Annotated in this window: 21 protein-coding genes; 9 read left to right on the top strand and 12 right to left on the bottom strand. The window is 49.0% G+C overall.

What is annotated here, in order from left to right; translation table 11 throughout:
* Positions 1–19: 19 nt before the first annotated feature.
* Complete coding sequence (locus GC178_04320; protein ID MBI1286784.1) at positions 20–1807, bottom strand: acyl-CoA dehydrogenase; 1788 nt, start codon at positions 1805–1807, stop codon at positions 20–22.
* A 260-nt stretch (positions 1808–2067) separates the two neighbouring features.
* On the opposite strand from GC178_04320, the gene GC178_04315 reads away from it, so the two are divergent.
* Both GC178_04315 and GC178_04310 read left to right on the top strand, forming a co-directional pair.
* A complete protein-coding gene (locus GC178_04315; GenBank protein ID MBI1286783.1) occupies positions 2068–3759 on the top strand; it encodes a T9SS type A sorting domain-containing protein in 1692 nt (563 codons plus the stop codon).
* Positions 3760–3878: 119 nt separating this feature from the next.
* Positions 3879–5234, top strand: coding sequence for a hypothetical protein (locus GC178_04310; protein ID MBI1286782.1), 1356 nt, complete (start codon positions 3879–3881; stop codon positions 5232–5234).
* Between the two features lie 62 nt (positions 5235–5296).
* Here GC178_04310 and GC178_04305 read toward each other — a convergent pair whose 3' ends face one another.
* Positions 5297–5716, bottom strand: coding sequence for a hypothetical protein (locus GC178_04305; GenBank protein MBI1286781.1), 420 nt, complete (start codon positions 5714–5716; stop codon positions 5297–5299).
* A gap of 141 nt (positions 5717–5857) precedes the next feature.
* Between GC178_04305 and trxA the strand changes: the two genes are divergently transcribed.
* On the top strand, positions 5858–6211 hold the full coding sequence (trxA, locus tag GC178_04300) for a thioredoxin (GenBank protein ID MBI1286780.1): 354 nt from the start codon (positions 5858–5860) through the stop codon (positions 6209–6211).
* A gap of 228 nt (positions 6212–6439) precedes the next feature.
* Here the strand turns inward: trxA and GC178_04295 are convergent, their stop codons facing one another.
* Positions 6440–6721 carry a hypothetical protein gene (locus tag GC178_04295; GenBank protein MBI1286779.1) on the bottom strand — a complete coding sequence of 94 codons (282 nt, stop codon included), beginning with the start codon at positions 6719–6721 and terminating at the stop codon, positions 6440–6442.
* 696 nt (positions 6722–7417) lie between these two features.
* On the opposite strand from GC178_04295, the gene GC178_04290 reads away from it, so the two are divergent.
* The 3 genes from GC178_04290 (at position 7418) to GC178_04280 (ending at position 9404) form a co-directional block, all read left to right on the top strand.
* Positions 7418–8302, top strand: coding sequence for a DUF2167 domain-containing protein (locus tag GC178_04290; protein MBI1286778.1), 885 nt, complete (start codon positions 7418–7420; stop codon positions 8300–8302).
* Positions 8303–8327: 25 nt separating this feature from the next.
* Complete coding sequence (locus GC178_04285; protein MBI1286777.1) at positions 8328–8972, top strand: hypothetical protein; 645 nt, start codon at positions 8328–8330, stop codon at positions 8970–8972.
* Between the two features lie 102 nt (positions 8973–9074).
* On the top strand, positions 9075–9404 hold the full coding sequence (locus GC178_04280; GenBank protein MBI1286776.1) for a hypothetical protein: 330 nt from the start codon (positions 9075–9077) through the stop codon (positions 9402–9404).
* A gap of 12 nt (positions 9405–9416) precedes the next feature.
* Here the strand turns inward: GC178_04280 and mqnE are convergent, their stop codons facing one another.
* The 5 genes from mqnE to GC178_04255 form a co-directional block, all read right to left on the bottom strand.
* On the bottom strand, positions 9417–10580 hold the full coding sequence (gene mqnE / locus GC178_04275) for an aminofutalosine synthase MqnE (GenBank protein MBI1286775.1): 1164 nt from the start codon (positions 10578–10580) through the stop codon (positions 9417–9419).
* On the bottom strand, positions 10581–11837 hold the full coding sequence (locus GC178_04270) for a T9SS type A sorting domain-containing protein (protein ID MBI1286774.1): 1257 nt from the start codon (positions 11835–11837) through the stop codon (positions 10581–10583). It abuts the gene before it with no gap.
* 41 nt (positions 11838–11878) lie between these two features.
* Positions 11879–15256 carry a hypothetical protein gene (locus GC178_04265; GenBank protein ID MBI1286773.1) on the bottom strand — a complete coding sequence of 1126 codons (3378 nt, stop codon included), beginning with the start codon at positions 15254–15256 and terminating at the stop codon, positions 11879–11881.
* A gap of 84 nt (positions 15257–15340) precedes the next feature.
* Entirely contained in the window at positions 15341–16621 is a 1281-nt protein-coding gene (locus GC178_04260) for an insulinase family protein (protein ID MBI1286772.1), read from the bottom strand.
* Complete coding sequence (locus GC178_04255; protein ID MBI1286771.1) at positions 16614–17864, bottom strand: insulinase family protein; 1251 nt, start codon at positions 17862–17864, stop codon at positions 16614–16616. Before GC178_04255 ends, GC178_04260 begins: the two co-directional genes overlap by 8 nt.
* A gap of 109 nt (positions 17865–17973) precedes the next feature.
* Between GC178_04255 and creD the strand changes: the two genes are divergently transcribed.
* The 3 genes from creD to sucC all read left to right on the top strand — a co-directional run bounded on the left by creD (position 17974) and on the right by sucC (position 23220).
* The gene (creD, locus tag GC178_04250) at positions 17974–19323 is read left to right on the top strand and encodes a cell envelope integrity protein CreD (protein MBI1286770.1); all 1350 of its coding nucleotides are present in this window, start codon (positions 17974–17976) and stop codon (positions 19321–19323) included.
* Between the two features lie 121 nt (positions 19324–19444).
* A complete protein-coding gene (locus GC178_04245) occupies positions 19445–21922 on the top strand; it encodes a PKD domain-containing protein (GenBank protein ID MBI1286769.1) in 2478 nt (825 codons plus the stop codon).
* Between the two features lie 86 nt (positions 21923–22008).
* Positions 22009–23220 carry an ADP-forming succinate--CoA ligase subunit beta gene (gene sucC / locus GC178_04240; GenBank protein ID MBI1286768.1) on the top strand — a complete coding sequence of 404 codons (1212 nt, stop codon included), beginning with the start codon at positions 22009–22011 and terminating at the stop codon, positions 23218–23220.
* Between the two features lie 99 nt (positions 23221–23319).
* On the opposite strand, the gene GC178_04235 is transcribed toward sucC, so the two are convergent.
* From GC178_04235 to GC178_04220, 4 genes are read right to left on the bottom strand one after another with little or no spacing between them, the layout of a single operon-like run.
* Complete coding sequence (locus GC178_04235; GenBank protein ID MBI1286767.1) at positions 23320–24099, bottom strand: hypothetical protein; 780 nt, start codon at positions 24097–24099, stop codon at positions 23320–23322.
* Complete coding sequence (locus GC178_04230; protein MBI1286766.1) at positions 23949–25010, bottom strand: type IX secretion system membrane protein PorP/SprF; 1062 nt, start codon at positions 25008–25010, stop codon at positions 23949–23951. Before GC178_04230 ends, GC178_04235 begins: the two co-directional genes overlap by 151 nt.
* Positions 25010–25645, bottom strand: coding sequence for a hypothetical protein (locus tag GC178_04225; protein ID MBI1286765.1), 636 nt, complete (start codon positions 25643–25645; stop codon positions 25010–25012). Before GC178_04225 ends, GC178_04230 begins: the two co-directional genes overlap by 1 nt.
* Positions 25642–26616: a hypothetical protein gene (locus GC178_04220; GenBank protein MBI1286764.1), complete on the bottom strand. Its 975-nt coding sequence runs from the start codon at positions 26614–26616 to the stop codon at positions 25642–25644. The genes GC178_04225 and GC178_04220 overlap by 4 nt, the downstream gene beginning before the upstream one ends.
* Between the last annotated feature and the right edge of the window lie 4 nt (positions 26617–26620).

The raw sequence follows: 26620 nt of genomic DNA, 5'->3' as shown, positions 1-26620 counted from the left end.
CATTTTCATGCAGTAAGTTTTAGAAAGGGTATTTCCCTTCCTGTACCAAGTAGGTCACGATGTCTCTTCGAAGTGCTTTCGGGTTGATATCGTAGTGCTTCAGCAATTTCTTGATGAGGTAATTGGCACGTTTCTTTTCGCCACCCGTGGCGTAGCTGGCAACGGCATCGTGAGCTGCCTTGCGTACACGTCCCAACGCTTCATACAGATACACTTGCATCATCTTGCGCTGGATGGCCAATTTCGCCTTATCACCACCCATTGATTCGAGTTTGCGAACTTTCAATAGCGCTGAATCGCAAACGAACGCATCGGCAAGAATGTCTGCCAGATTCATCACGATCTCTTGCTCATCCACCATCGCTTTGCCAAGCTTTTTTCCAGCCGTACCAGAAAGGAAAAGGAAGGTATCCTTCATGGCCTGAACAATACGAGCTTCTTCCTCTGCTCCAGACTTTGTTCCAGAGAAGACGGAGGAAATGACGCGGCTCTGTACCTTCTTTCCAGCACCGATAAGGTCTATCTCCTTTGTTTTGAGCGCGCGCTTGGTCAACTCGGCAACCGATAGCATGCGGTTGATCTCGTTGGTGCCTTCGTAGATACGCGTGATACGAGCATCGCGATAGCCCATTTCAATACCTGCCTCGGCAGAATAGCCCATGCCGCCATAGATCTGCAACGCCTCATCGATCACAAATGCGGCATTCTCAGAACCTTTCACTTTCAGGATGGCACATTCGATGGCGTATTCGCGAATGGATTCCAGTTTACATTCCTGAATGGTCTTTCCAGCGGCTTTCAGTTCCTCGCGCTTCAGGTCAATGTTGCGGCCCACGCGGAAAACTCCAGCATCCACACAGAAAATGCGGGAGGCCATTTCGCCCAGTTTATGCTGCATGGCACCGAACTCCACAATGGGTGTTTCAAACTGCTTGCGCTCCTTGGCGTAGGTCAATGCCTGCTCCAATGCGAACTTGGCGCCTCCGTTTGTTCCTGCGGCCAATTTGATGCGGCCTGTGTTAAGGATGTTCAACGCGATGGAAAAACCTTCCTGACGCTTGCCCAGCAGGTTCTCTACAGGAACAGGACAATCCTCAAAGAATACCTGCACGGTGGAGGAACCTTTGATACCGAGTTTCTTTTCCTCTGCACCAATGGTGATGCCTCCGAATGCTTTCTCTACAATAAAGGCCGAAAGATTCTTATCGTCATCAATTTTGGCAAACACGATGAAGATGTCTGCAAAACCACCGTTGGTGATCCACATCTTCTGTCCATTCAGGATGTAGTGCGTGCCTTCCTTATTGAGGATGGCCTGCGACTTCCCGCTGTTGGCATCCGATCCTGCGGTAGGCTCGGTAAGGCAATAGCTTGCTTTTAGTTGTGCCGATGCAACCCCAGGAAGGTATTTGTCCTGCTGCTCCTTGGTGCCGTAGTAGACAATGGGCAAAGAGCCGATGGATGTCTGCGCACCGATGGTGGTGGCAAAGGAAAGCCCCAAGGCAATGGCCTCTGAGAAGATCAGTCCTGTGTTGAAATCGAGCCCCATGCCGCCATGCTCTTCTGAGATGGCCACACCGCAGAGACCGAGTTCTGCAGCCTTCTCCAGTTGTTTCACAATTTCTTCGCGGTCTTTCTCCGCTTCAAATTCGCGGCCGCGTTCCTTTATCGGGTTCTGGATCTCCTGAATACAGAAATCCTTTACCATATCTCCGATCATCACCTGCTCCTCGGTAAATTCCTCTCGGATGAAGATGTCTTTCGGGTTACCCTGCTCAATTAGAAATGAGCCTCCTTTTAATGTCATGGCTGAATGTATTTCCCGCAAAATTATTAAAAAAGCAATGCGTGCATTGTAAAGAGACTGGCGAGCGTAACGTGCTGAAAATCTTCATAGGCTCAACATCGGTCAATTGACATTCAATCACTTTTTGGAGTGACCGAAATCATCGGTTTCTGCTATGCCGCCATCCAATTTCGCTATTGAAAAAGTGAACAAGAGTACATGCCAAAAACCTCATGTTGCGCGCAAATTAATATCAATAAACAACCCTAAACACTTCGACAATGAAAAAGATCTTTACCCTATTAGCTGCATCCATGGCGATGCTTTGGACCAACGCACAGAACCCCACTGTAACGCTCAGTACGAGTACTGCGTGCGTAGGTGAGACCGTAACGGCTACACTTGTCAGCCCTGAATTGAATTTGGCAAGTTCTGCCACGGGCACCAATCAGCACAACGGTGTCATGTTCGATGTAGTTGGCGTTGAAGGAGCCGTCATCAAAGGTTTCCTTGTAAACGTGAATCAGGCCGACACGGACTTCGAAATTTACTACCGCACAGGTAGTTATGCTGGTTTTGAGAACAGCAGTGTAGGCTGGACGCTACTTGGAAGTTCTACAGGTATTGCCACGGGAACCGATGTCAACACGGGAATAGACCTCGACCTAACCATCCTTCCTGGGCAGACCTTGGGATTCTATATTACATGTACAGATGCGGTCAATCAATTTATTCAGTATGCCAATGGTACGGTAGAGGGTACGCAACTGGCAGCGAATGTGTATCTCACCATCAACTCAGGTGTTGGAAAGGCATACCCGTTTGCAGATACATTCACCCCGCGCGATTTTATCGGACAGGTCATTTATGAGCCTGTATTGACCAACATTACCTGGTCGGACAATGTGAGTACCGATGTTACCGCAGATTATACCATTAGCCGAAGCATGGGCATCATTGCTGCCGCAGATTACGGCAGTGCAACACACAAGGGAAGTACAATTCTAACGGTCAATGATTATAGGGTGGAAGCAACTGCAACACCAACCGTGCTCGGTTGGGATGAGGCCAGCACCATTACTACCACCGTGACCAAGACCACAGGGCTGGGAACCATGTTCACTGGCGGAAACAATCAGAACGGGGCCATGTTCGATGTGGCCGCAACAAACGCGCTGGTCATCAACGGTTTCTCAGTCTACCCGATGGCGCTCAGTTCTACAGCCGATGTACAAATATTCTACAAGACCGGCACGTTCGTTGGCTCTGAGACAAATTCGGGTGCTTGGACCAACGTTGGTTCTGCATCGGGTTTGGTAGAAGAGCAGGACAGTTACGTACCGCTTACATCTCCACTTGCATTGGCCCCCGGACAGACCATGGCGTTTTACATTACCCGAACTGATGGCGGTTACCTTAACTACACCAATACTACAGCGGTTGGGGATGTTGTGAATTCCGATGCCAACCTTACGGTCAGGTCGGGTACTGGAATGATCTATCCGTTCGATGGTGTTTATCCTGCACGTATGCTCAACACCATTGTGCATTACGAGGTAGAGAACCCCGCTGGCCTCAATTATGCATGGTCTCCCGGTGGAGAGGTTTCCGGTTCCATTGTGGTCACTCCGAATGCAGATGCCACTTACACCGTTACGGTGGATGATGGGTCTTGCGAAGCTACTGGAGATGTGAGCGTAACCATGGCATTGGGCATAGAGCATGAGCATGCAGCAACGGTGAATGTATATCCGAATCCGGCCAACGAGTTTGTAAACCTACGTGCCGAAACCCCGGTGAACATGCAGAACATCCTGCTGATGGATGCAAGTGGGAAAGTGGTCTTCCAGCATGCCCCGAACGGTGCATTCACAAACCTCACCATCCCTGTGGGGCAGTTGGCCCGTGGGCTTTACATTCTTAAGATGAATGTTGATGGACAAATAAGCACGCGCAAGGTCGAAGTAAGATAGACCGGGCGTTTAGAGAAGCAGTCCGTTGCAAGATGCTCCTGCGCTTGCAACGGGCTGCTTTTTAGGTGATATACGAATACGTCAAGAGGTGGGTCGTAGCAAATTGCTTTCTTCGTGGAATGACAATCACATCCACAGACATTCCAACGCTGGAGGAACTGAAAGACGTTTTTGACAAGCGTAGACCCTATTTTCACATCAAGAACGGCCGAACGGAGGGCGGTCTTTTCAAGTTCGATGTGAACGAATCGCTCGTTGCATCGGAAGACACTTTTGAGGAAGACCTGCTGCTCATCTCATTCCCAATTGCCTACATGGAGAACATCGGTCCGGTACTGGACCATTTCAATCTCAACCCCGATAAAGAGAACTTCTTGGAGCAATGCCGAGAGGTAATTGCGGTGGCAGAGAACCACCAGAACGAGTCGGGTGGGGGGAAGATGAGTTTCCAGAGCCTGTTCTACAACATTCCGGAGTCCATTCTGTCGGTGAATTACGATGCCATCATTGTGCTTTCCATCCATGTGTACGGCAAGCAGCAAGAGGCCAAGGATTACCGCATTGTGGGTTACATCCACGCCAATGAGTTCGATTTTGCCCCTTACGAGGATGAGACAAAGATCGAGAAGGGGTATTACTACAACATGCTTCGCGTTACCGAACATGCCGAGAACGGAGTGAAGATCTACCGAAGAAAGAAGATATTCTCGTTGATGTTCTCCATTCTGCACCATCTGGTGTACCAGAACGGGGTCAATTTCTGCTTTGCCTGCATGGGCAAGGAGAACAAGAGCATTAAGGATGCGCTGCACCGCAACACGCATCTGCATGGCGAATACTACGAGCGTTTGCCGTTTACCATGTATTCCAAAATAAACCGCCTGTATGGCAGCAAAAAGGAATACCAGAAGTTGGTGGACATAACCAACGATGAGCCACGATTGCGTAAGTATTACGAACAGATGCATGCCAAAATGAAGAAGTATCTGTTCTACAACCACCTTACGTTCGAAGCATTTCAGAAGCTGATGCTGAGCATGAAGGCCTACTCGCCCACAAGCGGGGTGTATGCGCATTTGGATGCCAGCGGGAACATTCTCAGCGCCAGCACGGCCATGAACTGGGGCGAGTTCCTCACATTCCAGATCGTGAATCCGAAAGGCGTGTTCATTCTGGCGCAGAAATCGGGCATCATGAAGCATTTCTTCAAACCCATGATGGGCATCGGGAAACCGGAACACTATAAGAAACTGCTCAAAGGGCTCTGCTACAAATACTGGAAAGAGTCGGGGGTAGGGGTCACTGTTATTTCCACTTCGGAGGGAGACGAGTACTACGACATCAACAAGAGCCTGTTGGATGACCAGTATGCCTACTTCATCATCTGCAACGATGAGCAGAAGTTACAGCAGTTCAAAAAGCGCTCGGAGGTGAACGGCCACCCGATGCTGTTTTTGGATCAGCCTATTATTTAGCGGTTAGCTATTAGCCTTTAGCTACTGGCAATGAGGAATTCTTGAGGCTTGTGGCCAATTGCTCACTCCTCAATATACAGCTTCCTGATCCGCTTCTTGGGGCCGGGGCAGAACTCGGTATGGCAGTTCATGCATTGGTCTACCATGTGGTTGAAGTTGAACACGCTGGCCGAATCGGATGCTTCCAGAGCCTTGATGGATGCGATGTAGTTCTGCGCAAAGGCATCGAACACGGGGCCACGAACCGTTGCGTCTGTTGGTATGGCGGAGTGAATCTCCTGATACTTACGTAACCCAGAGAGCTGTTTGCCGTCCACTACCAATTGCTTTAAGCTGTCGGATTCTGTGAACATATCACGCATCAGCAGGGCCAATTCCGAATCTCCGTTGGGATTCAGAGGTTTGGAACTGCTGCATTCCTGCCGTTGCTGGCAGGCAGCCATAGCAGACAGTACGATGAACAGAAGGGCTGCACGTGGCATGCCGCAAAGCTATGACATAAGAAGAACCTGCCAGTACTTCAACCTGTTGCCAAACCCCTCCTCATCTCTGGCTGTGACCCGTATCACAGGGGCGGGGAGAGGCGCACGTTACCTTTGTGGTGTAACCAAACCATTATCATTATGACATCTATTAAACTGACAGCAGATAAATTCAAGAGCGATATTTTCGATTATACCGCTTCCAAGGAATGGAAATACAAAGGGGAACGTCCCGCCATTATCGACTTCTATGCCGACTGGTGCGGCCCGTGTAAAATGGTGGCGCCCATTATGGAGGAACTGAGCACCGAGTATGCAGGTAAGGTGGACATCTACAAGGTAGATACCGAAGTAGAGCAGGAGCTATCGGCCGTGTTCGGAATCCGCAGCATACCCAGCATCCTCTTCATACCAACGGAAGGCATGCCCATGATGCAGCCCGGTGCGCTGCCCAAACCTGCCTTTAAGGAGGTGATCGAAAAGGAACTGCTGTAAAAGCCGAAATACATAAGGCGTATGTGAAAAGGAGCAAGGTGTCTTGCTCCTTTTTTGTTGGCGATCAATCGATCATCCTCCATCCGACCATGGACCATATTCAACCCACCCCTGCTCTGCGCGGAGCTTTCCTCTTCTCCGGCCTGCGGGGACAGAGGTGAGTTGGTAAGAGGAATTCCCGCTCAGGGTAACTTTGCGAATGATCATTTTGATCATTTGCCGATCATTTTAAAACCAGTATTTCATTCCCAAGAAAGCGGCCGTTCTCATCAAATCCATTGCGCATGCCCAGGCTGTAAGTTGCTTGTCGCTGTGCAGGTCCAGTAATTTGTAAATGCGGTCGAGGTGCGTATCAATGGTATGCCTGCTCTTGCCCAGCTCTTCGGCCATTTCCTTGCGCATCAGCCCCTTTACCGATAGGCCAATGATCCGCATCTGACACTCGGTAAGCTTTTTTCCGTCCACCATGTAGGTTGTCAAATTCAACGATGGTTGCAGTTCTTTTTCCATATTGAAGAATGTTGGTTGATAATGTTGAAAATCATGAACATGAAGTTATCTAAAAAAACAACATCGTATCAATGTATTTCTTGGCTTATTCAATCCAACGTTTTCCATTGAAATGAATGGATTGAAATGAATCCATTTGGCCTATTGTCTTTCAATAGAATACCCGATTGACAGGAACCGGACTGCCCGGCAACTTTACACCTCGTTCTTTTCATCATCGCCCCCGTTGGGTTCTTTGTGTAAGAGGTTTACTTCTAAGTCTACATAGAAGTGTTCCACTACTACAAAGAAGTGTACCGACATGAGACAGAAGCCAACGGAGGAGACAAAGAAGGGACTCATGGACAAGCCCGTTCGATTCACGGACAAGACGGTTCGATTCACGGACAAGACGGTTCAATTCCTGGACAAGCCCACGAAAGTCCCGCACAAGCCCGCGCTATTCACTGACAAGATTGCTGCTGATAGGAGGTAAGCTCCGAAAGATCAATGAGGTTATGGACACCTCCTATGTTTCATGATCGGGATTTCTGTCTATTTCGATTCTCGACCAGCCAACCGCTGTTGGCCTTCGCTAAGTAGGTGGTGTACTCCTTATGATTGGTGTTTTTGAAGATGGTTCGGGTTCCACCTTTTGTCACTTTGTTCTATCTTGTCGACCAGATAAACATTCTCTTTCAATCAACCAACAACCTCATGAAAAAGCTTACTTGCTTGGTTGCTCTACTGGCAACCGCCTCCGTCTCTTTTGCACAGGAAGACACCACCTTGCTCGAAGAAGTGGTGGACGTACAATCCGTTCTTGACAGCATCAACGGCAGTTTCACCTACAATTACGGCACCGTTGATCTGCTCGATGGTACGGCCACCATCACCGTGCCCGAGGGCTACAAGTTTTTGGATGCAGCGCAGAGCCAACACGTGCTTACCGACCTCTGGGGCAACCCGCCATCGGAATGCCTCGGACTCCTCTTTCCAGAAGAAGTATCGCCCATGAGCGAGAATTTCACCTATGCGGTGGAGGTGTCTTATTCCAAGGACGGTTACATTGATGACGATGATGCAGAGGACATCGACTATGACGACCTGCTGGAAGAGATGCAGAGCGACATGAAGGAGATCAACCCGCAACGCGTTGAGGCCGGATACCCGACCATTGAACTGGTGGGATGGGCCTCACCTCCGTTCTACGACAAGGAGAACAAGAAACTGCATTGGGCCAAGGAACTGAAGTTTGAGGATGAGGAGACCAACACGCTCAATTACAACATCCGCATCCTTGGCCGCTATGGTTACCTCAATATGAACGCTATAGGTGACATCAGCATTCTGCCGATGGTGCAGAACGACATTGACGACATTCTGGGCAGCGTGAGCTTTAACGAAGGGCACAGATACAGCAACTTCAACCCCGATATGGATGAGGTGGCTGCCTACGGCATTGGTGGTCTGATAGCCGGGAAGGTGCTGGCCAAGGCCGGTTTCTTCGCACTTCTGCTCAAGTTCTGGAAGATCATTGCCGTGGCCGTAGTAGGTGCTTTCGCCACATTGAAGAAGAAGATCTTTGGGTCTAACGACTGATATGCAAAGGCCAAGATTCAGTTGTATGCTATTGCTGCTTGTCATCTTGGCTTGTATGATAGGCAGTTGCGACCTGCTTCCAAAGAAGGGAGAAGAGCGGCTGGAAATGACCCTTGGCGTAAGCTCGCGGTCGGGCGGAAGTGGCAATTGTGCCGATGCTGTGGCCGAGGTCATTTCTGCCCGACTGAAACAGCTCGGAGTAGAAAGCAATGATGTTCAGATAAGAGTGGAGGGCTCACGGGTCCGCTTGAACCTCATTCATTTGACCGATGCGGACAGGACCGCCAAACTGGTTGGCCGACAAGGGAACATTGGTTTTTGGGAAACCTATGAGAACCAGGAGGTGTTCAGTTATTTGGAGGAGGCGAACAGGCAATTGCTTCGGTTGATTCCGAAGAAAGAAACTTCTGATGGCAATGACACGCCTGAAGGGTCACTTCTGGAGAAGTTCGGTACCGATACCACGGCCGGTGCAGATTCCCGTTCCATGTCGTTGATAGAGAAGAACAATCCGCTGTTTGTAAGTCTCTCGCCAGCAGCAAACGATAGCGGACTTTTTTCCGGACCGGTGGTAGGTTATACCAAGCAATCAGACACGGCCAAGGTAAGCGGGTACCTTCGAAAGAAGGAGATCGTGGCATTGTTTCCATCCGACCTCCGATTTCGGTAGACCGCAAAACCCTTTGATCCTGAGGAACCCGATCCGGTATATCAACTCGTTGCCATCAAAACAACGGCCGGAACCAATGGCCCGGCTTTGGACGGTTCCTGTGTGGCTGAAGCCGAAGTTGAGTTCGATGCGTTTGGGAAAATGCCCGGCATAAGCATGAGGATGAATGATGAAGGAGCACGGGAATGGATGATCCTGACGCGGAACAATATTCACCGTTCCATTGCGATCATCGAAGATGGTAAGGTGTATTCATTTCCCACCGTTCAGGGAGAAATAGCAGGTGGACATTCTTCCATTACAGGAAACTTTTCGCTGGCAGAGGCAGAGGATATGGCCAATGTGCTTTTATCGAAGGAACTGCCGTGTCCTGTAAAGGTCATCGACATGAGAATAAACCGACCACCGAAGGGACCCATCAACATCAATTGATGCGTAACATGTCTATGCTTTAGCTGCCTCTGCAGCGAAGTCATAGTTCATGTAGTCGGTCACGGTATTGTAAACCGTGTCGCGCTCAATGGGGTGGCGGCCCACCTCTTTTATCATGGCCACCAGTTGTTCGGTGGTCAGTGCGGGGTTCTGGTCTTCGGCCCCGGCCATGCTGTAGATCTTGGTGCTGTCGTCAATGGTGCCGTCAATGTCGTCCACGCCAAAGGCAAGGCTCATTTGCGCGGTCTGCTGCCCGATCATGGGCCAGTAGGCCTTTACGTGGCCGAAGTTGTCCATATAGATACGACCGATGGCATAATTGCGCAGGTCTTCAACGGTGCTCACCTCCGGGATGTGGCTCATCTGGTTGTCACCATTGCGGAACTTGAGCGGAATGAAGGTGTTGAATCCTCCAGTTTCGTCCTGTAGGTTTCGCAGGCGGTCCATGTGATCCACGCGGTGCTCGAATTTCTCGATGTGTCCATAAAGCATGGTGGCGTTGCTCGGCATGCCCAATTGGTGGGCGGTGCGGTGCATTTCCAGCCATTGCTCGCTGGTGCATTTGTCGTTGCATATTTCGGCACGGATGGCCTCATCAAAGATCTCGGCACCACCGCCTGGCAGCGAATCCTGCCCGTGGTCTTTCAGGATTTGAAGCCCTTCGCGGTAGCTCACCTTGGCCTTGCGGCACATGTATTCCAACTCCACGGCCGTAAATGCCTTTACGTGGATGTCGGGCCGTATCTCCTTCACCTTTTTTATCAGCGAAGCGAAATAATGAAGCCCCATTTTAGGATGCACGCCACCCACGATGTGCACTTCGGTAATGGGCTTGCCCTCGTAGTTCTTCACAATTTGCAGGATCTCATCCTCCGAAAGTTCCCAGCCCTCATTCTTCTGTTTCAGCAGGCGAGAGTAGGAGCAGAACTTGCAGTCGAACACGCAGATGTTGGTCGGTTCCACATGGAAGTTGCGGTTGAAGAACACCTTGTCTCCATGCATGCGCTCCTTGATGTGGTTGGCCAGCGAACCGAGGTAGCCCAGTTCGCCCTTCTCGTACAGAAAAACGCCCTCATCGAACGAGATGCGCTCCTTGTTCATCACCTTTTCGGCAATGGTCTTAAAGGGTTTGTCGAGGGTGCTGTTGAGAATGTGGTCGAGTCCGTTGGTGTTCATTTATCGGATAATGTTGAATTTGTGGGTGAGCAGTTCGCGCTGCGAGCGTATTTCGAGAACATACGTTCCGGCAGAAAGTTGCGATACATCCAAAGAAGTGGCCGCATGGCCGAGGCGCACATTGGCGCGATTCAGTATTTCCCTTCCCGAAAGATCGATGATGCGGATGTCGGCAAGCAGGTTCTCCCGCTGGTCGGATTGCACGAAAAGCGCATCGCTTACCGGGTTGGGGTAGACGTTGATGGAACTTTCCAATACGTGTTCCTCCAAGCCCAGCGGGCATTGGTTGAGCCCATTTGAATTCAAAAGCGATTGCCGCGGACCATTGATGGCCGCAAGCATCCGTGCCTTCTGTCCGTTGGTGAAAAAGAAGATGCACGGGTCGTCTCCGTAGTCCATGTAGTTGTTCACCATATCGCCATTGGGGCCGTTGCTGCATGTAATGTGTGGGAAAGAGACATCGCAATCGTAATTGGGCCCTTCGGTTATAGGTGTATCGGCCACGTTGTCATCGGCCGTGCAATTGATATTGTCTGTTCCTGTTCCCCAAGGGTGATCCAAATTGAAGTAATGACCGATCTCGTGCGTACTTGTTCTGCCTTTGTTGTAAGTGGATGATTGACTTGGACGACCGAAATACTTGTACCCGATAACCACTCCGTCAAGCGAGGCACTTACCCCTGGCTGGTAGGCATAGCCCAGAATACCGGAGCCTACATTGCAGACCCAGATGTTCATGTAGTCTGATGTTGGCCAAGGGTCGTGGCCACCGAGGGCGGTCTTTTTCACGTCATCCGAACCGTTCCAACTGCTAACATCTGTTTGGGTTCGGGTAATTCCGTTTGTTGCATAGCCGTTCGGGTCGCAGGTGGCCAAGGCAAACTGTATCTCGCAGTCGGCCACCAAGTTTGTCCACACACTCGGAACACCCGAAATGTCGGCATTCTGGCCTCTGTAGTCTTCATTGAGCACCTGAATCTGCGATTGGATCTGCGTGTCGGAGATGTTCTGTAACGGAGTGTTGTAAACCACATGCACTACTACGGGAATGGTCACCACATCGCGGTTCACATTCATCTGGTTCTCAGCTGTCCATCGGGCAGTAAATTCCTCAATTCCTTTACGTTTTTCTGCCAAGGATGGGTCGGCACCAAATAGCTCCTGCATCTTTTCCGATGTACCGCAATGGGCATTCTGAGCAACCGCACCAAGTGCGATGAATAGCATGAAGGCAATCGTAAAAGCTGTTTCTTTCATCCGAAAATGTTGCCTGCAAAGGTAAACGATAGCGTAGTGAACTAACGGATCAACGTTACCGTACCCCGTTTGCTGTAAGACTCTCCGCTTGCGGATACGAATCGAATGTAGTACGCGTAGGCTCCCTGATCGGCCTTGTCTCCGTTCCAACCCTGCTCGGGGTCGGTGGTCTCAAATATCTTTCCTCCCCAGCGGTTATATACTTGGAAGAGATAACTCTCATAATCCACATACACCGTTACAGGTTTGAAGATGTTGTTCACCCCTTCGGGCATGAACGCGTTGGGAATGAACACATTCGGTGTCTGGTGGGCACAGGCTTCGTTGGAGCGGCTGGTTTCCATAAAGACCACAGGGTCTGGCGGAGCCACCACGGGACCCACCGATGCTCCTACGCCTTGAACAGCCTCAATGTAGTAGCAGAAATTCCCATCTCCGGTAATGATCTCTACAACAGAATCCTTATAGGTCAGTTGGCTGGACGGAACCGTGGTCAGGTAGTCGAAAGGTCCACCCAGGCCTCCTATCTGTCGGTAGATATTGTATGAGGTCACACCTCCGATCCAACCTTCGTATTCGTTCCATTGCAGGTCGTTCGTGCGGTCCGCATTGGCCACGGCCTCCACATAAATTGTGCGCGACATGTTCATGGTATCAGCATATAGTTGGCAACTGTCCACTCCTATGATCTGGTAATAATAGCTGTGGTATTCTGGCCGCGCGCCTACATCGGTATACTGATAATAACGGGTTGCCGGGTCGAAAGGAATGAACCAAAGATATTTCATGGATTCAGGGTCGAGTCCACGCTGAATCTCCAACCCCTTGTAGCCAGAAGTGCTGTCAATGAAGATGTAGTCTTCCACTCCCGTATTTCCCGCCTGTACGGTGGTGTTGTAATTGTACTGGTAGTCTGGGCGTTTGGGGACGTAGATGACGAAACACGTATCACTCGAAGTACTCGTAATACGGGTTGGTGCGTTTTTCACAGCTCGGACGTAGTAGCAGTATTTCGAACTTTCCTGAAGATTCGTATGTGTGAAGGTTCTTACCGTGTCTGGAACGATACCCACCTTTACTTCAGGCTGACCGTCCAAAGACGCATATATCTCATATTGTTTTACGCCTTCTGGCCAATATCGATAAGGGTTCCATTGGAGTTCTACCGTCTTTTCGCAATGGACATAGTTCCCCTGAAGCCACATTGTCTCATGGTAATCTGTCTGATCCACACCAGAACCATAAGGTAAGCCCTCTTCATTGCAATTGTTTGTAGCTGTAACCTGATACCAGACCGGGCCATTTTGGGCAGCGGGGTTCGGGTCAGTCCAACATGTTGTATTATATCCCTGTACGGTTGTAAGCGGATTCCAAGTAAAATGGTTTGGGTTCCAATAGACGTTGTACTCTACCACATTCAGACTGGTGTTCGGAGGCCAGCATATGGTTACCAAACCAGTAACTGGGTCAACGGTTACAGAATCTATCGGTTGAGGGTCTGGCGTTGCCGGATTATTCAGAACATCACCTACCACATTGGAAACCGATGTGCAGGGAAGATTATCTGTCAACTCCACGCGGTAATTGACCTGTTCGTTGCACCAGATAACCGGGTCGGTATAACTCAGATTAAACGTAGTGGTGACCTCAGACCATGTGTTTGTAGGGTATTCCCGATACAGTTTGTAAAGTCCTTGCCCATTTCCATTGGAGGATGCCAGCGGAGGGGTAGCAACAGGTGTCCAACTCAACTCGGCCGTGGTTCCCGTGTTGTTCAGGGTGAGATAAATGGAAGAGATGGTGTCTACCGGAGCTTCCAAAACAGAATCGTTGCAGCCGGAACGTGTTCTGATGTAATAGTAGTTGGGACCTGACGTGGTAGGCGGAGTGGCGTTGGTGCCATCATGCACATACGTTCCCGAACTGATGTTGCTCACCGTACCTATTTCCTGAAAAGGCCCGTTGGGCGAGGTGCTGTGATAGATCACATACTCCACAAACGATTGCGGAACGTTATTGTCCACTACGGGTTCCCAACTCAGGGTGATATTGCCATTTGCATCCGTGCTTGCACAATGGAGCGTAGGGCTTTCAATAATAGGTTCTCCGATAACCGTTACCGCAACGTTAACCGTGGTAATGGCCCTTGCAGGGCAGAAATTGTCTTTGTATGTGAACAGGAAATTGTAGGTGTTGGTCAACTTTCCGCAATCATCAAAAATTCCAACATGGTCGCAGGTGGTCTGCCAATCGAAGGTTGTGGAGACGCTTCCGGTTCCTGAATATGGTGGGCTTACATTGGAAAGTGTGGCGCACGGAGCCACGCAACTGTTCGGTTGTCCGGTAACGCTGGCATCGAACTGCGAACCAGCTGCCGTAAAGTCGATGGTCTGAGGAACACCATTGATGAGGTCATTGTCCGTTGCCGTCAAAGTAAAACTCACGGGGTCGCCCGCTTGCACAGAAACCGAGAATCCAGAGGCTCCTGCGGGAGCAGACCATACCGGAGCAGCCACCTGCACCGGATTGTTGCCACTACAGGGAACGATGGTCACGTTCATCTCTCTGATAATGCGTGATATGCGCTGCCCGCATCGCCAGCCGTCAACGGCAATGACAACGGTCCATTTTCCTGTAACACTTGCAGATGAAGCATATTCTATCTGACCTGTGGTCGGGTCGATGGTTATCGGGTTGGGACCCGGCAAAGGCGATGTTGCGCTATAGCCCGATTCGTATGTTACAGGAACACCTTGGTCGCCAAGTGCTTGAACTAACTGATAGGAAAGAGAATCAAGGTCGGGGTCCACCGCGTTATTGTTGTACCGCATCTCATAGCCGGAACACAGGGCTGTAGTGGGCAGTTCGGCAAACTGAGGGCTTGAATCATAGCAGTTGCTAAGATCGTTGCCATTGTATGGGTACATGGTGGCAACGTAATACTGATTCACATTACTTGAGTTGACGATGTTGTCAACCGTTCCCCTGCAGCAGAGATTGTAGCTGAACTGATAACCATTGGCCGGTGGTGTTCCCGTCAATGTAACGGGGTCCGATTCAAATAACCATTCTTCAGCGGTCAGTTCACCGGTTCCCGGTGATGAGCAACTGACACCACAACTTGGGTCGGTACGGTCGATCGGGTATCCTGAAGCCAAGTGTAACGGAATGGTAAGACCGCCCGGATAATTGGAAACATTCAAATTTTGATTCGCGGTATTGACCGGTTGCTGCGTGCAATCGCGAAAAAGCCTTACACGGAAAATGAACGATCCGTTACCGAGACATTCCCATGTAATGTCGCCACTTTTTATATGAGATGCGGAAGTGTTCGTGTAGGCCGTGATGACCAGAATCGCCATCACCCAGAATGCGCTGAAAACTTTCTTGAAACCTCTCATCTGAACCGCCACAGACATAATGCGCTAAATTACCATTTATTGTCCGCTGCATTTGGGACTTTTAGCACGGTAACAGAACGCTTCGGTCATCCAAAAGTTGCTTCAATCTTGGAATTTGCTGCCTGCGGTCACCTGTACAAGGTCGTTCGGTTGAAGGTATTGGTTGGCAAGTTCGCGTAGCCGTTCGGATGTAATGGTCCGGATCTGCTTTACAAGGTCGTGATGGGCATCCATGCCAAGGCCGTACTGGATGTAGCCTTTCCACTTCTCCGAAATGTGGAACGGTCCGTCAATGCTCTTCAGCACAGAACCGAGCATGTAGTTTCGAACCAGTTCCAGTTCATGCAATGGAATCAGTTCCTTCCGCAGTCGCTCGATTTCGCGGTAGATCTCGGTAAGTGCCGGAGCGCAGACATCGGAGCCCACTTCTGTGGAAATGGTGAAGTACCCGCTGTGTTTCAAACTCACCATTCCCGCACGGATTCCGTACGTGTAGCCTTTGTCTTCACGAATATTGTCCATCAGTCTTGAGCCGAAATAGCCCCCAAGCACCGTTGATAGGATCTGCATACCTATGTAGTCGGGATGCGTACGGTTGAACAGCACGCGTCCGATCTTGATGGCGTTCTGAACCGCGCCTGCCTTTTCTACATGAAATGTGCGTTCATCCTGAGGAGAAACCGTCACCTCAGTACTCGGAATCGGTTGTCTTGATGTCTGTCCGAAATAGGTGTTCAACAGCTGGATGGTGTCTCCGTCAAGCTTTCCCGCAAGGAAAATGTACTTGATGCGGCCTTGAAGATTGGCTGCATGAAAATCCACAAGGTCGTTGCGGGTAACCGCTTCATAATCTTTGGAATATGCCGAGCGTCCGTACGGATGCCCTTCTCCGAAAAGTGCTGTGCCGAACACGCGAGCTGAGAGATAACCCACCTTCTCCTCATTCACCAACAGTTCCTGTTTGTGTTTAAGAAGGAAAGTCTCCAGGTCTCTTTCTGGGAAATTGGCCTCAGCGTATGTTTCTGCAAGCGTTCCAATGGTGTTTTTCAGATGCTTGCTCAACGTGTATAGCACCAATGAACCGTCATCGTGCCCGATCTCTGTTTGGAGGTGCGCACCATAAAAATCCATGTCTTCGGCAATTTCCTGTGCCGAGCGCTTCTCAGTTCCCTCGGTCAGCAACTTTACTGTGGAAGAAGCCACCAAGAGCTTATCGCTCGAAGCGGTTCCAGCATCAAATACCAGTTCTACTTTCAGCACTTCCTGTTCGCCCGCATCAATGCTGAAAACAGGGATTCCATTATCGAGGTGGCGCACCTTCGGCTCCATCAGGTCGATGCTCTCGATCTTGCCGAAATTCGGTTGTAGTGTTCTGTCAAGCATCGTTCTTCCGTTTGTAAATGAGGGTAGAGGAATTCTCCTTTGTCAGATACTGTTGCGCGATTTCTTGGAGGTCATTCGTGCTCACCTTCATATACTTCTCCATTTCCGAGTTTACACCATCGGCATCGCCAAGCAATTCATGGTAAGCAAGTCCAATGGCGCGGTTCAATAGGTTCATCTGCGAGAATTCGTGATTGGCCTCCACCTGATTTTTCACCTTTTCCAATTCCTTCTTGTCCACTTTCTGTTTTCGCAGGAGCTCGATCTCTTCCCAAATGGCAGCCTCGGCCTCTTCAATACTGTGCTGCTGCGAGATGTGTCCTGCAATGGTGAACAGGCTCGGATCGCGTTCGCCCATTACAAAGGCGTTTACAGAAGTGAAGATCCGTTTCTCCTTGATCAATCGTTGCTGCAGCCTGCTCGATTTTCCAGCAGAAAGCACATCCGATAGAAGATCCCACTTGCAGTAATCATCATCCGATTTCCCGCACATGTGAAACGAAATGTAGATCGCATCCAGCGGTACTGGTCGCTCCACTTCCAGTCGGTTGGCAGCTTTCTGAACAGGCTCCTTCGGAAGTTTCCGAATCGGTTTTTCACCTTTTGCAATGGGAGAGAACCACTTTTCTGCCAACACCTTTACTTGGTCGGTCTCCACGTTTCCTGCCACCACCATCACCGCATTCTTGGGTAGATAATGCTGTTGATAGAAGGCTTTCACATCAGCCATGGTGGCTTCCTCAATGTGCTTTTCCTCTTTGCCGATGGTGGCCCATTGATACGGATGCTTTTTGAATGCCAACGGCCGCATCAGTAGCCAAACATCGCCATAAGGCTGATTGAGATACCGTTGTCGGAATTCTTCCACCACCACGTTACGCTGCACCTCCAAGCTTTTTTCCGTGAATGCGAGATTGAGCATGCGGTCACTTTCCAGCCAAAAGGCCGTTTCGAGGTTCTGAACTGGAAGCGTGATGTAATAATTGGTGATGTCGGTGGAGGTGAAGGCGTTATTGGATCCGCCCGCCACCTGCAACGGAGAGTCGTACGATGGAATATTGACCGAGCCACCGAACATCAGATGTTCGAAAAGGTGCGCAAATCCCGTTCTGTCCGGGTTCTCATCGCGCGAGCCCACATCATACATGATGTTCAAACACGCCAACGGTGTGGTGGTGTCCTGATGAACGATAACCGTGAGTCCGTTATCAAGCACAAATCTGTCGAAATCGATTCTTCCCATGTGGGATGCAATGATACGCATTGCGGCACCAAATCATAAAGACTGTTAATGGTCTAATATTCAGGAACTACGGTGCGTTTCCAGCCAAACTCTAAATAAAACTTACATCATGGAAACACCCGTCACCAATTCAGAATCAAATCAGAACATGAGCGCATTCGATCGGTTCAACCGCTGGTTGAGCGGATCGGTCACCGTGCGCATTTTCAGCGTAGCCATCCTTGTGCTTTTGCTGATGATCCCCAACTCAATGATCCGCGATATTATCCGCGAGCGGAAACTGACCAGCGAAGATGCCGTCTCGGAGGTCAGCTCTAAATGGGGTTACGCACAGACGGTGGTCGGCCCTGTGCTTTCGGTTCCCTATCTCACTTATACCGAAGACAAGGAAGGCAATCGGACCTACACCAAATATTGGAGTCATTTTTTGCCGGATGACCTGAGCGTGAATGCAGAAGTGGCCAGCAATAAGCGTAAGCGAAGCATTTACGAAGTGGTGGTTTACACTTCCGATATGACGGTTTCCGGCAAGTTCAAGCGTCCCGATCCGGAACTGTTGAACATTCCTAAGAACATGTTCCTGCTAAACGAGGCCATCATCAGTATGGGAATTCCAGATATGCGCGGCATTGGCGAGAAGGTGAATTTGACCTTCGGTGATACGCTTGCCGAGTTCGGTCCGGGAATCCCCACCAGTGAGGTTTTTGCGCAGGGCATTTCTGCCCGAATGCCGATTGGCGATGGAGAGGAGTTTCCGTTCAAGATCGGTCTTGAGCTGCGTGGAAGCCGCTCATTGAGTTTCGTTCCCATTGGCCGCGCTACGCGGGTCGATCTGAGGTCGGATTGGCCGCATCCAAGTTTCAACGGGGCATTTCTCCCAGATCATGAAGTGACCGATCAAGGTTTCTCCGCCACTTGGAAGGTGCTCGACCTGAACAGGAATTTTCCACAACAGTGGAAAGGGCAGCGTACGGGTATTTACGATGCGGCATTCGGGTTTGAACTCTTTATGCCCAACGACCATTACCAGCAGAGCATGCGCTCCGCCAAGTATGCCATTCTGTTCATCTCGCTCACGTTCATGGTCTTCTTTTTCATGGAAACCATCAATAAGAAACGGATACATCCGATCCAGTACATTCTGGTGGGCTTGGCACTTTCGCTCTTCTTTGTCCTGATTCTTTCGCTCTCCGAGTTCATCGGCTTTAGCGGGGCCTATTTAATTGGTGCCATCGGAACAACCTTGCTGATCACCATCTACAGCTCGAACATGCTTACGAGTTTCAAGCTCACCGCATTTCTGGGCGGGCTGCTTACGGTGATGTACGGTTTCATTTACATCATTCTGCAATTGGAAGACACCGCCCTTTTGGTCGGAAGTATCGGACTTTTCCTCATCCTGGCCACCATCATGCTTTGGAGCAGAAAAGTGGATTGGTACCGTGGCATAAACGGTTAGCGATCTGTTTTTTAGAACGGAGACGGGAGGCTTCGGCCTCCCGTTTTCGTTTAGAAGATAATTTATTCGGCAGTTTGATCGGATTATTTTACTTTGTTCACCAATTATTCAATCAACCCCTATGTTCAAACATACTACTTCCCTGCTTGCATCGGTTATTTCCATTGCAGCCTTAACGCTCTTTTCGTTGAGCGAGGCACATGCTTCGCATGCTTTGGGAGCAGAACTTACTTATCAGTCTTTGGGAAATAACCAATACCTGCTGAGGCTTACCTTTTACCGCGATTGCGGAGGAACGGTGTCCATCGCAAGTGTCGGTCATACGATTGACATCAACTCAAGTTGCTACAATAGTTCCATAACCCTTCAGCTACAGGATCCACCGGTCTATGGACCTCCGTTCGATCAGTATTTGCAGGATTATGAGATCCCAATCTATTGTCAGGCATCAAACTGTGGTAATGGTAGTTTACCTGGCATTCAGGAGATCGTTTATGAGGGTACCGTGACCTTGCAGCCATGCAGCGATTACGTTTTCTCGTATTCGGAGAATGCACGTAGTGCAAGTATCCAAACAATTCAAAGCCCTGGTTCGGAAGATATTTACGTAGAGGCCTTTTTGAACAGCGTTGATGCACCGAACAACAGTTCGCCCCAGTTCGATCTTCCTGCACGTGGCATCATTTGCCTCAATCAGCCCAACACCATGATTCATACCGCTACGGACTATGATGGAGACATGCTGGTGTACAGCCTTTACACGCCTTTGACGGGTTCTAATTCTACCGTATCGTACGTTTCCGGTTATTCCTCTTCCAACCCGATAAACAATTCCAACCTCACATTCACCAACGGCATTTTGAACATCACACCTACAGAACAAGCTGTGGCCGTAATGGGTGTTATGGTGGAGGAATACCGAAATGGAGTGCTCATCGGAAGAGTGATGCGCGATTTTCAGGTCACGGTGGTCACTTCTTGCCCACAGAATCCGGATGGATTGTTTGAAACAAATTACCTTCCTGGTTTTGACGCTGACTCAATTGTCGTTTGTACCGAGGATACCATCTCCTTTGATATTTATTTGGGCAACACGCAGCAAGGACCCAATTATTATTTGAACGTTGGAAACCTTTCCGATTTTCAAGGTGCAACATTTGAGGTGGAACCTGATACGGCCAATCCAGGTTCGGTGATAGGTCATTTTACATGGGCTCCGAATCTGAGCAATATCAACACTCAGGCCTTAGTGTTTCAGGCTTACGATGATAACTGTCCTGTAGTGGGGTATTCAAACTTCACATTCACCTTCTACTTCAACAACATTATTGCTGATGTTACTCCGGAGTACAAGGGAATTGCATGCAATGACAGCACATTACTTACAGTGGCGTTGGATGGGGCAACGGGTCCTGTTACTTATGAATGGCAAGATGGAACTCAAACCGCGAGTTATTGGGCTCAGTCGGGCAACTTTTCAGTATTCGCCATGGATAGTTTAGGATGTTACGGAAATGACTTTTATGTGGTTTACGTGAACAATTATCCGATTGCGAGTATCGATGTACCGGATGTTTGCCAAAATGAAAGCATGGAGCCGGTGGATATGTCATTCAACTTCGCAGAGCAGGGAATTACGCCTTTGCAGCTTACCAATTGGAATTGGGATTTTGGCGATGGTCAGGGTACATCGACCGATACGTTACCACAGTATATGTATGCTGCCCCTGGAGATTATACCGTTACACTCATCTTGGAAAACGAAAATGGGTGCTTGGACACAGCGGAGGCGACTGTCACTGTTCATCCCTTGCCTGAATTTGATGCTACACCTTCTATAACCTGTATCGGTTTGCAGACGGATTTTGCCAATAATTCAACCATACAATCGGGTAATATTGTCAGTTGGTCGTGGGATTTTGGCGATGCTGGTGCTACTTCCGATCAGCAATCTCCTTCATACCAGTATCCTTCTGTAGGGGAGTATGAGGTGACACTTAGCGCTACAACTGACAAGGGCTGCGAATCTGATACGACATTTACCGCAGCGGTTGTTGAAACGGCAAGTGCCGCATTCAGTTATATTTCTGAACCACAATGCGACAACGAGAATTTCATACTCAAATTCACCAACGAGTCTGAAAATGCCGTGGCTTATCTATGGGATTTCGAAGTGGCAACCGATACATCCGAAAATCCAGTTTATGAGACGCCCAATGGATTCGGACCCAATGTAATGATGGTTGCATATGCATATCCAAATGAAGGGGAATGTTCGGACACTGCATGGCTTGATGTTTCTGAAATGTGGCTCGGAATCGATTTCGACACCATCAACGCAGGAAATATCATCACACCTAACGGTGATGGCTTCAATGATTGCTTGGCGCCTTTCTGGCACGAAGCCTACGCAGAATGCTACCGACTCCGCATCTGGGACCGTTGGGGCATGTTCATTTACGATTCCAACGATGTTGAGAACGGTTACTGCTGGCCGGGAACCGATCAAAAGGGACATCCTGTGTCCAACGGAACGTTCTATTTTGTTGCCGAGGTGAACTCCTATTCGCGCGCTGGCTATGTGACAGTTGCCAAATAGTGGAAAACAGAGGACAATTGTCCTGTTTATCAACAGTTCTGTTTGCCTAAAAGGCCTACTTTCGGCATTCCAAAAAGTAATAGCAGATGAACATTCATGAATATCAGGCTAAGGGCATTCTTAGCGGCTTCGGAGTTACCGTGCAACGCGGTAAAGTGGTTGACAAGGTGGAAGATGCAGTAAAGGCTGCGCAGGAACTTACCGATGAGACCGGCACAGGCTGGTATGTGGTAAAGGCGCAGATCCATGCTGGTGGTCGCGGTAAGGGAACCGTGAAAGAGACCGATTATCGCGGGGTTGTTCTTGCAAAAGGAATTGATAAAGTAGAAGAGACCGTGAAAGGAATCCTTGGCGGAACGCTTGTTACCAAGCAGACAGGCGAGAAAGGCAAGAAGGTGAACAAGGTTCTTATTGCGGAGGATGTTTACTATCCGGGCGATAGCGAGCCGGAGGAATTCTACATGAGCGTGTTGATGAACCGCGCCACGGGCAAGAACATGGTGATGTATTCTACCGAAGGTGGAATGGACATTGAGACCGTTGCCGAGGAAACCCCGCACTTGATCTTCAAGGAAGAGATCGATCCGGGTTTGGGATTGCAGCCTTTTCAGGCACGAAAGATCGCGTTCAACTTGGGGCTTTCAGGACAGGCATTTAAAGAGATGGTGAAGTTCGTTGGAGCGCTGTATCAGGCTTACGTTTCAAGCGACAGCAGCATGTTTGAGATCAATCCGGTTCTGAAAACATCAGACGATAAGATCTTGGCTGTGGATGCGAAAGTGACCTTGGACGGAAACGCATTGTACCGCCACAAGGATTACGCAGAAATGCGTGATGAGACCGAAGAAGATCCAACGGAAGTTGAGGCTGGTAAAGTGGGGTTGAACTACGTGAAACTGGACGGAAACGTTGGTTGCATGGTAAACGGTGCCGGTCTTGCAATGGCCACCATGGATATGATCAAGCTACTCGGTTTTGAGCCTGCCAATTTCTTGGATGTGGGCGGAACAGCCGATGCTGCCCGAGTGGAACAAGCATTCCGTATCATTCTTCAAGACCCGAACGTGAAAGCCATCTTGGTGAACATCTTCGGTGGTATTGTCCGTTGCGACCGTGTGGCGCAGGGAGTTGTAGATGCTTACAAGAACATGGGCGAAATTCATGTTCCGATCATTGTGCGACTGCAAGGAACCAATGCCGAAGAGGCCAAGCAGATCATCGACAACAGCGGCCTGAAAGTAATGTCGGCCATCGCACTGAAAGAAGCTGCTGAGAAAGTGCAGGAAGCGCTTTCTTAAATGCAGACCTCAGACCTCGTAGGTTTTCAAAAAACCTACGAGGTCTCAAAACCTTGAAGGTCTTTTGTTTGTCGGCCCCGCCAAAAGCGGGGCTTTTTCTTATCCAAGTAGTTCAATCCAACCTGTATATTCCACGGGATCTTCGCCTTCTATTTTCAGTTCAATGTAGTAGAGGTAAGAACCCGTTGGCATTGGATAGTCGTTGTAGGTGCCGTCCCATTTTCCTTCGCGATCATCGGTTTCAAAGATTTTGATTCCGTCAAGGGTTCTGATTTCCCAGTGAATGGTGTAGGGTTGAAAGTTGATTCCATCGTTTGTGGTGTAATAAACGGGAAACCAACTATCGTTAATTCCATTGTAATCTGGAGAAAACGCCACAGGGATATACATGTATCTGGCGCAATAGGCCAGCCTGACATAAAGTTCGGTAGTGTCGCCATTGATAAACCCTAAGCACTTAATTGCTTCATAACCATACGGGGCATTAGGGAGTTCCAATGGTTGTCCGCTTCCTAAGAATAACGCATAGGAGTAGTTGGCAAACCAATGCAAAGAGTCAAATGGTTGTGAACAGATCAGATTGAAATGATCAAAATCCTCCTGTCCGGAAAAACAAATGATGGAATCGGTTGCCGCATCAATTTCCTGCTTGGCGTAATACTGAGGGAGTTTTGGTTCGTCTTTGAAACATCCAGCTAAAAATGGGATTGCAAGTAAGAGGTACTTTTTCATCTGTTCCATGCTTTTATCTGGTAGCGGATGCCACCATCTACACTTGCCAATCCTCCGATCTTTTCCATGGTCGGGTTCAAATAAGATGAAACACCAAGCTGTATCACCAGATAGTCTTTCAACTGATATCCGGCACGGAAACTCCATCGGTTCAGGTCGGCCACGCCAATTTGCCCGTAGACCATGTCTTTGTATGTGATGGTGACATAACCTGAGAATAGTCCGAAGTTGTTTGTTGCCTTATTGATGTGAGGTTTGTCTGGGCCATTCGGGTAAAAGACACCGTAATATGTAATTATTTCTCCGACCAGTTCTGGAGAAATGGTTACATCATCTCCTACATTGAAATGGTATGCGGCTTTGAATTTATTTCTGACATCGCTGGTTCGTGGAGCACCAGCCAATGCCCACACACCACTAGGGCCTAACTGAACAGCATAGTCAAAGACAAATCGTTTCCAATAGTATCGAATGCCACCATTTAAGTAGGGAATGGCCATGTGATCCCAGCGCCTTGGTTCCCACGTTGAATAGATGAATCCTGATCTTGGATCGATCATATCTGGAAAAGTGAGTCGGTCTTGGTTGTTCAGTTTTGCAAGCTGCACACCAACCGAAAAACCCAAGATGAGATTATGGCCTTTGGGAAACTGTATGCGGAAGGAACGTGCCATCTGAATGCGATGGTAGGTGTGCTGCAATTCCTTCTCATAAGAATAGTACAGCCCCATGCCCCAGTTCTGTTTCGGTCCACCGAATGGAAGATCCACAAATGCCTCATGCCGCTGAAAGGCCAGTGTCAGATTTCCATCCTTGTTCGGAACGCCCATCGCCAGGTTCTTCATCCGATAGCGATAGGCCACGGCCAGTTTTCTATCAAATCCAGCCAACGCAGGATTGTCCACAAACGTCCATACCGAGCGGTTGTAGATCTTATCCTCCTGTGTGTAGTTCTTGGTTTCCCATTCGGGTTCAGGAACGGTGGTGGAATCTGTTGCGTTTTGTGCACAGACCGATCCAAAATAAAAGAGCAGTATGAAGGTTGCCCAACGCATCATCAATTACGATAAAGTTGAAGCCAGCCTTCCATTACTTTCGACTCATGTGTTTCAATGGTGGTGTATCTCACCCAATACCGATAAAGTCCTTCCGGTTGTGGTTTGCCCTCATAAGTTCCATCCCATGAGGCATTGATGTCACCTTTGTTGTCAAACAGAACTTTCCCATTTTCTGAACGAATCATCCAATCCATCTCGGAGATGCCATAATAGACAGGCGACCATCGATCATTCATACCATCCCCGTCAGGTTTAAAACCCGTTGGTATGTACAAGCTCTGAAAGCATGAAAGGACGGTGATATTAAAGGAAGAACTGTCACCATGGACATAATTCATCAGTATAATATTTCCCGTATCGGGCCATTCAATATTGTCGATGGCCAAAGTATCGTGAAGACTGTGAACATGGAAGTAATAACCATTTGTGTCAATCGGAATCCACCTGAAAGAGTCCACTTCTTCTCTTAAACCATTGATCAGTGAAAATTCCAGCCAATAGAAGCAAATGCTTGTATCTCCGTGTATAACTCCAACTGTGTTTGGAGGTTGGTGTTTATAGGAGGGACTTGGTATTTCCTTGACGCATCCTGGTAGTAAAAGTGCTGAAAGAAAGAAAGGGATTAGTTGTTTCATTTCTTTCTGGATTTAAGATTTTGAAAATGATACCGAAGTCCCCCTGACATGGAGGCTACGCCATACGTGTTGATGGCGTATTGGTTGAAATAGAAGGAACAGGAGTACACCGCACGGAAATTCCATAGCTGCAATCCCAGTTCTGTCTTGAATTGGCTGACATTGGGTGAAGAAAACTTCAGGAAGAATATGTTTTTCAGCATAACGACCAACGCGGGTTCCAGATACCACCTGAACCCGTCATATTCTGCGGTGAACGCTGCGGCAAATTGACCCGTGGCGCCATAATTCAAAGTATACATGGCATTGAGGTGATGAACAGGATGAAGGTCTTTCCCTGCAGCGGTCAATAAAGACCTGTCCTCGTACCTGAAAGCATATCCGAGAAATAGTCTTTTCCAATTGTAAATAAGACCAGCGGAGTATTCAGCCAACTGAAGAGAGTCTTGTTTCAAAAATTCCTGCGTAGGATAAACGAAACCGTATCTCGGATCGAGCATATCACCATATGCTGCAGCATCCGAGCCTCCTTTCAGCATTAGATAGCGTATTCCCGCGCCCAATATGAATTTGTGGTTGCGCAGATGAAAACGGTATGAATGTGCAATTTGAACTCGATGGTAGTCAGAAATAAGTCGCTGCCCTCCATTGTAACTGATATTGACCCCGATGTTTTTTCGTTTCCCTCCAAATGCGAAATCAATGATTGCGGTCTGATTCCAGAAGCCTGCCTTTTTTGTGTCATAGCCCTCCGGTACTTTCAAGTTCTGACCTTCATAGTAATAACCGAATTGCAATCGTCTATCAAAACCTGCAAACGCAGGGTTTTGCATGGCAGAGATCACACGTCCGTTCCAGGGCGTTTGAGGTAGTGGGTCATCATAACTTTTTAGAATGGGAATGGAATCTGTCACCTCCTGCCCAAAACAAGAGGCACTCAGCAATAGCCAAACCAAGACGTTCCACCGCATAGGT

The organism is Flavobacteriales bacterium (genome assembly GCA_016124845.1).
Lineage (GTDB): Bacteria > Bacteroidota > Bacteroidia > UBA10329 > UBA10329 > UBA10329.
This window is presented reverse-complemented; position numbering and strand designations above follow the sequence as displayed.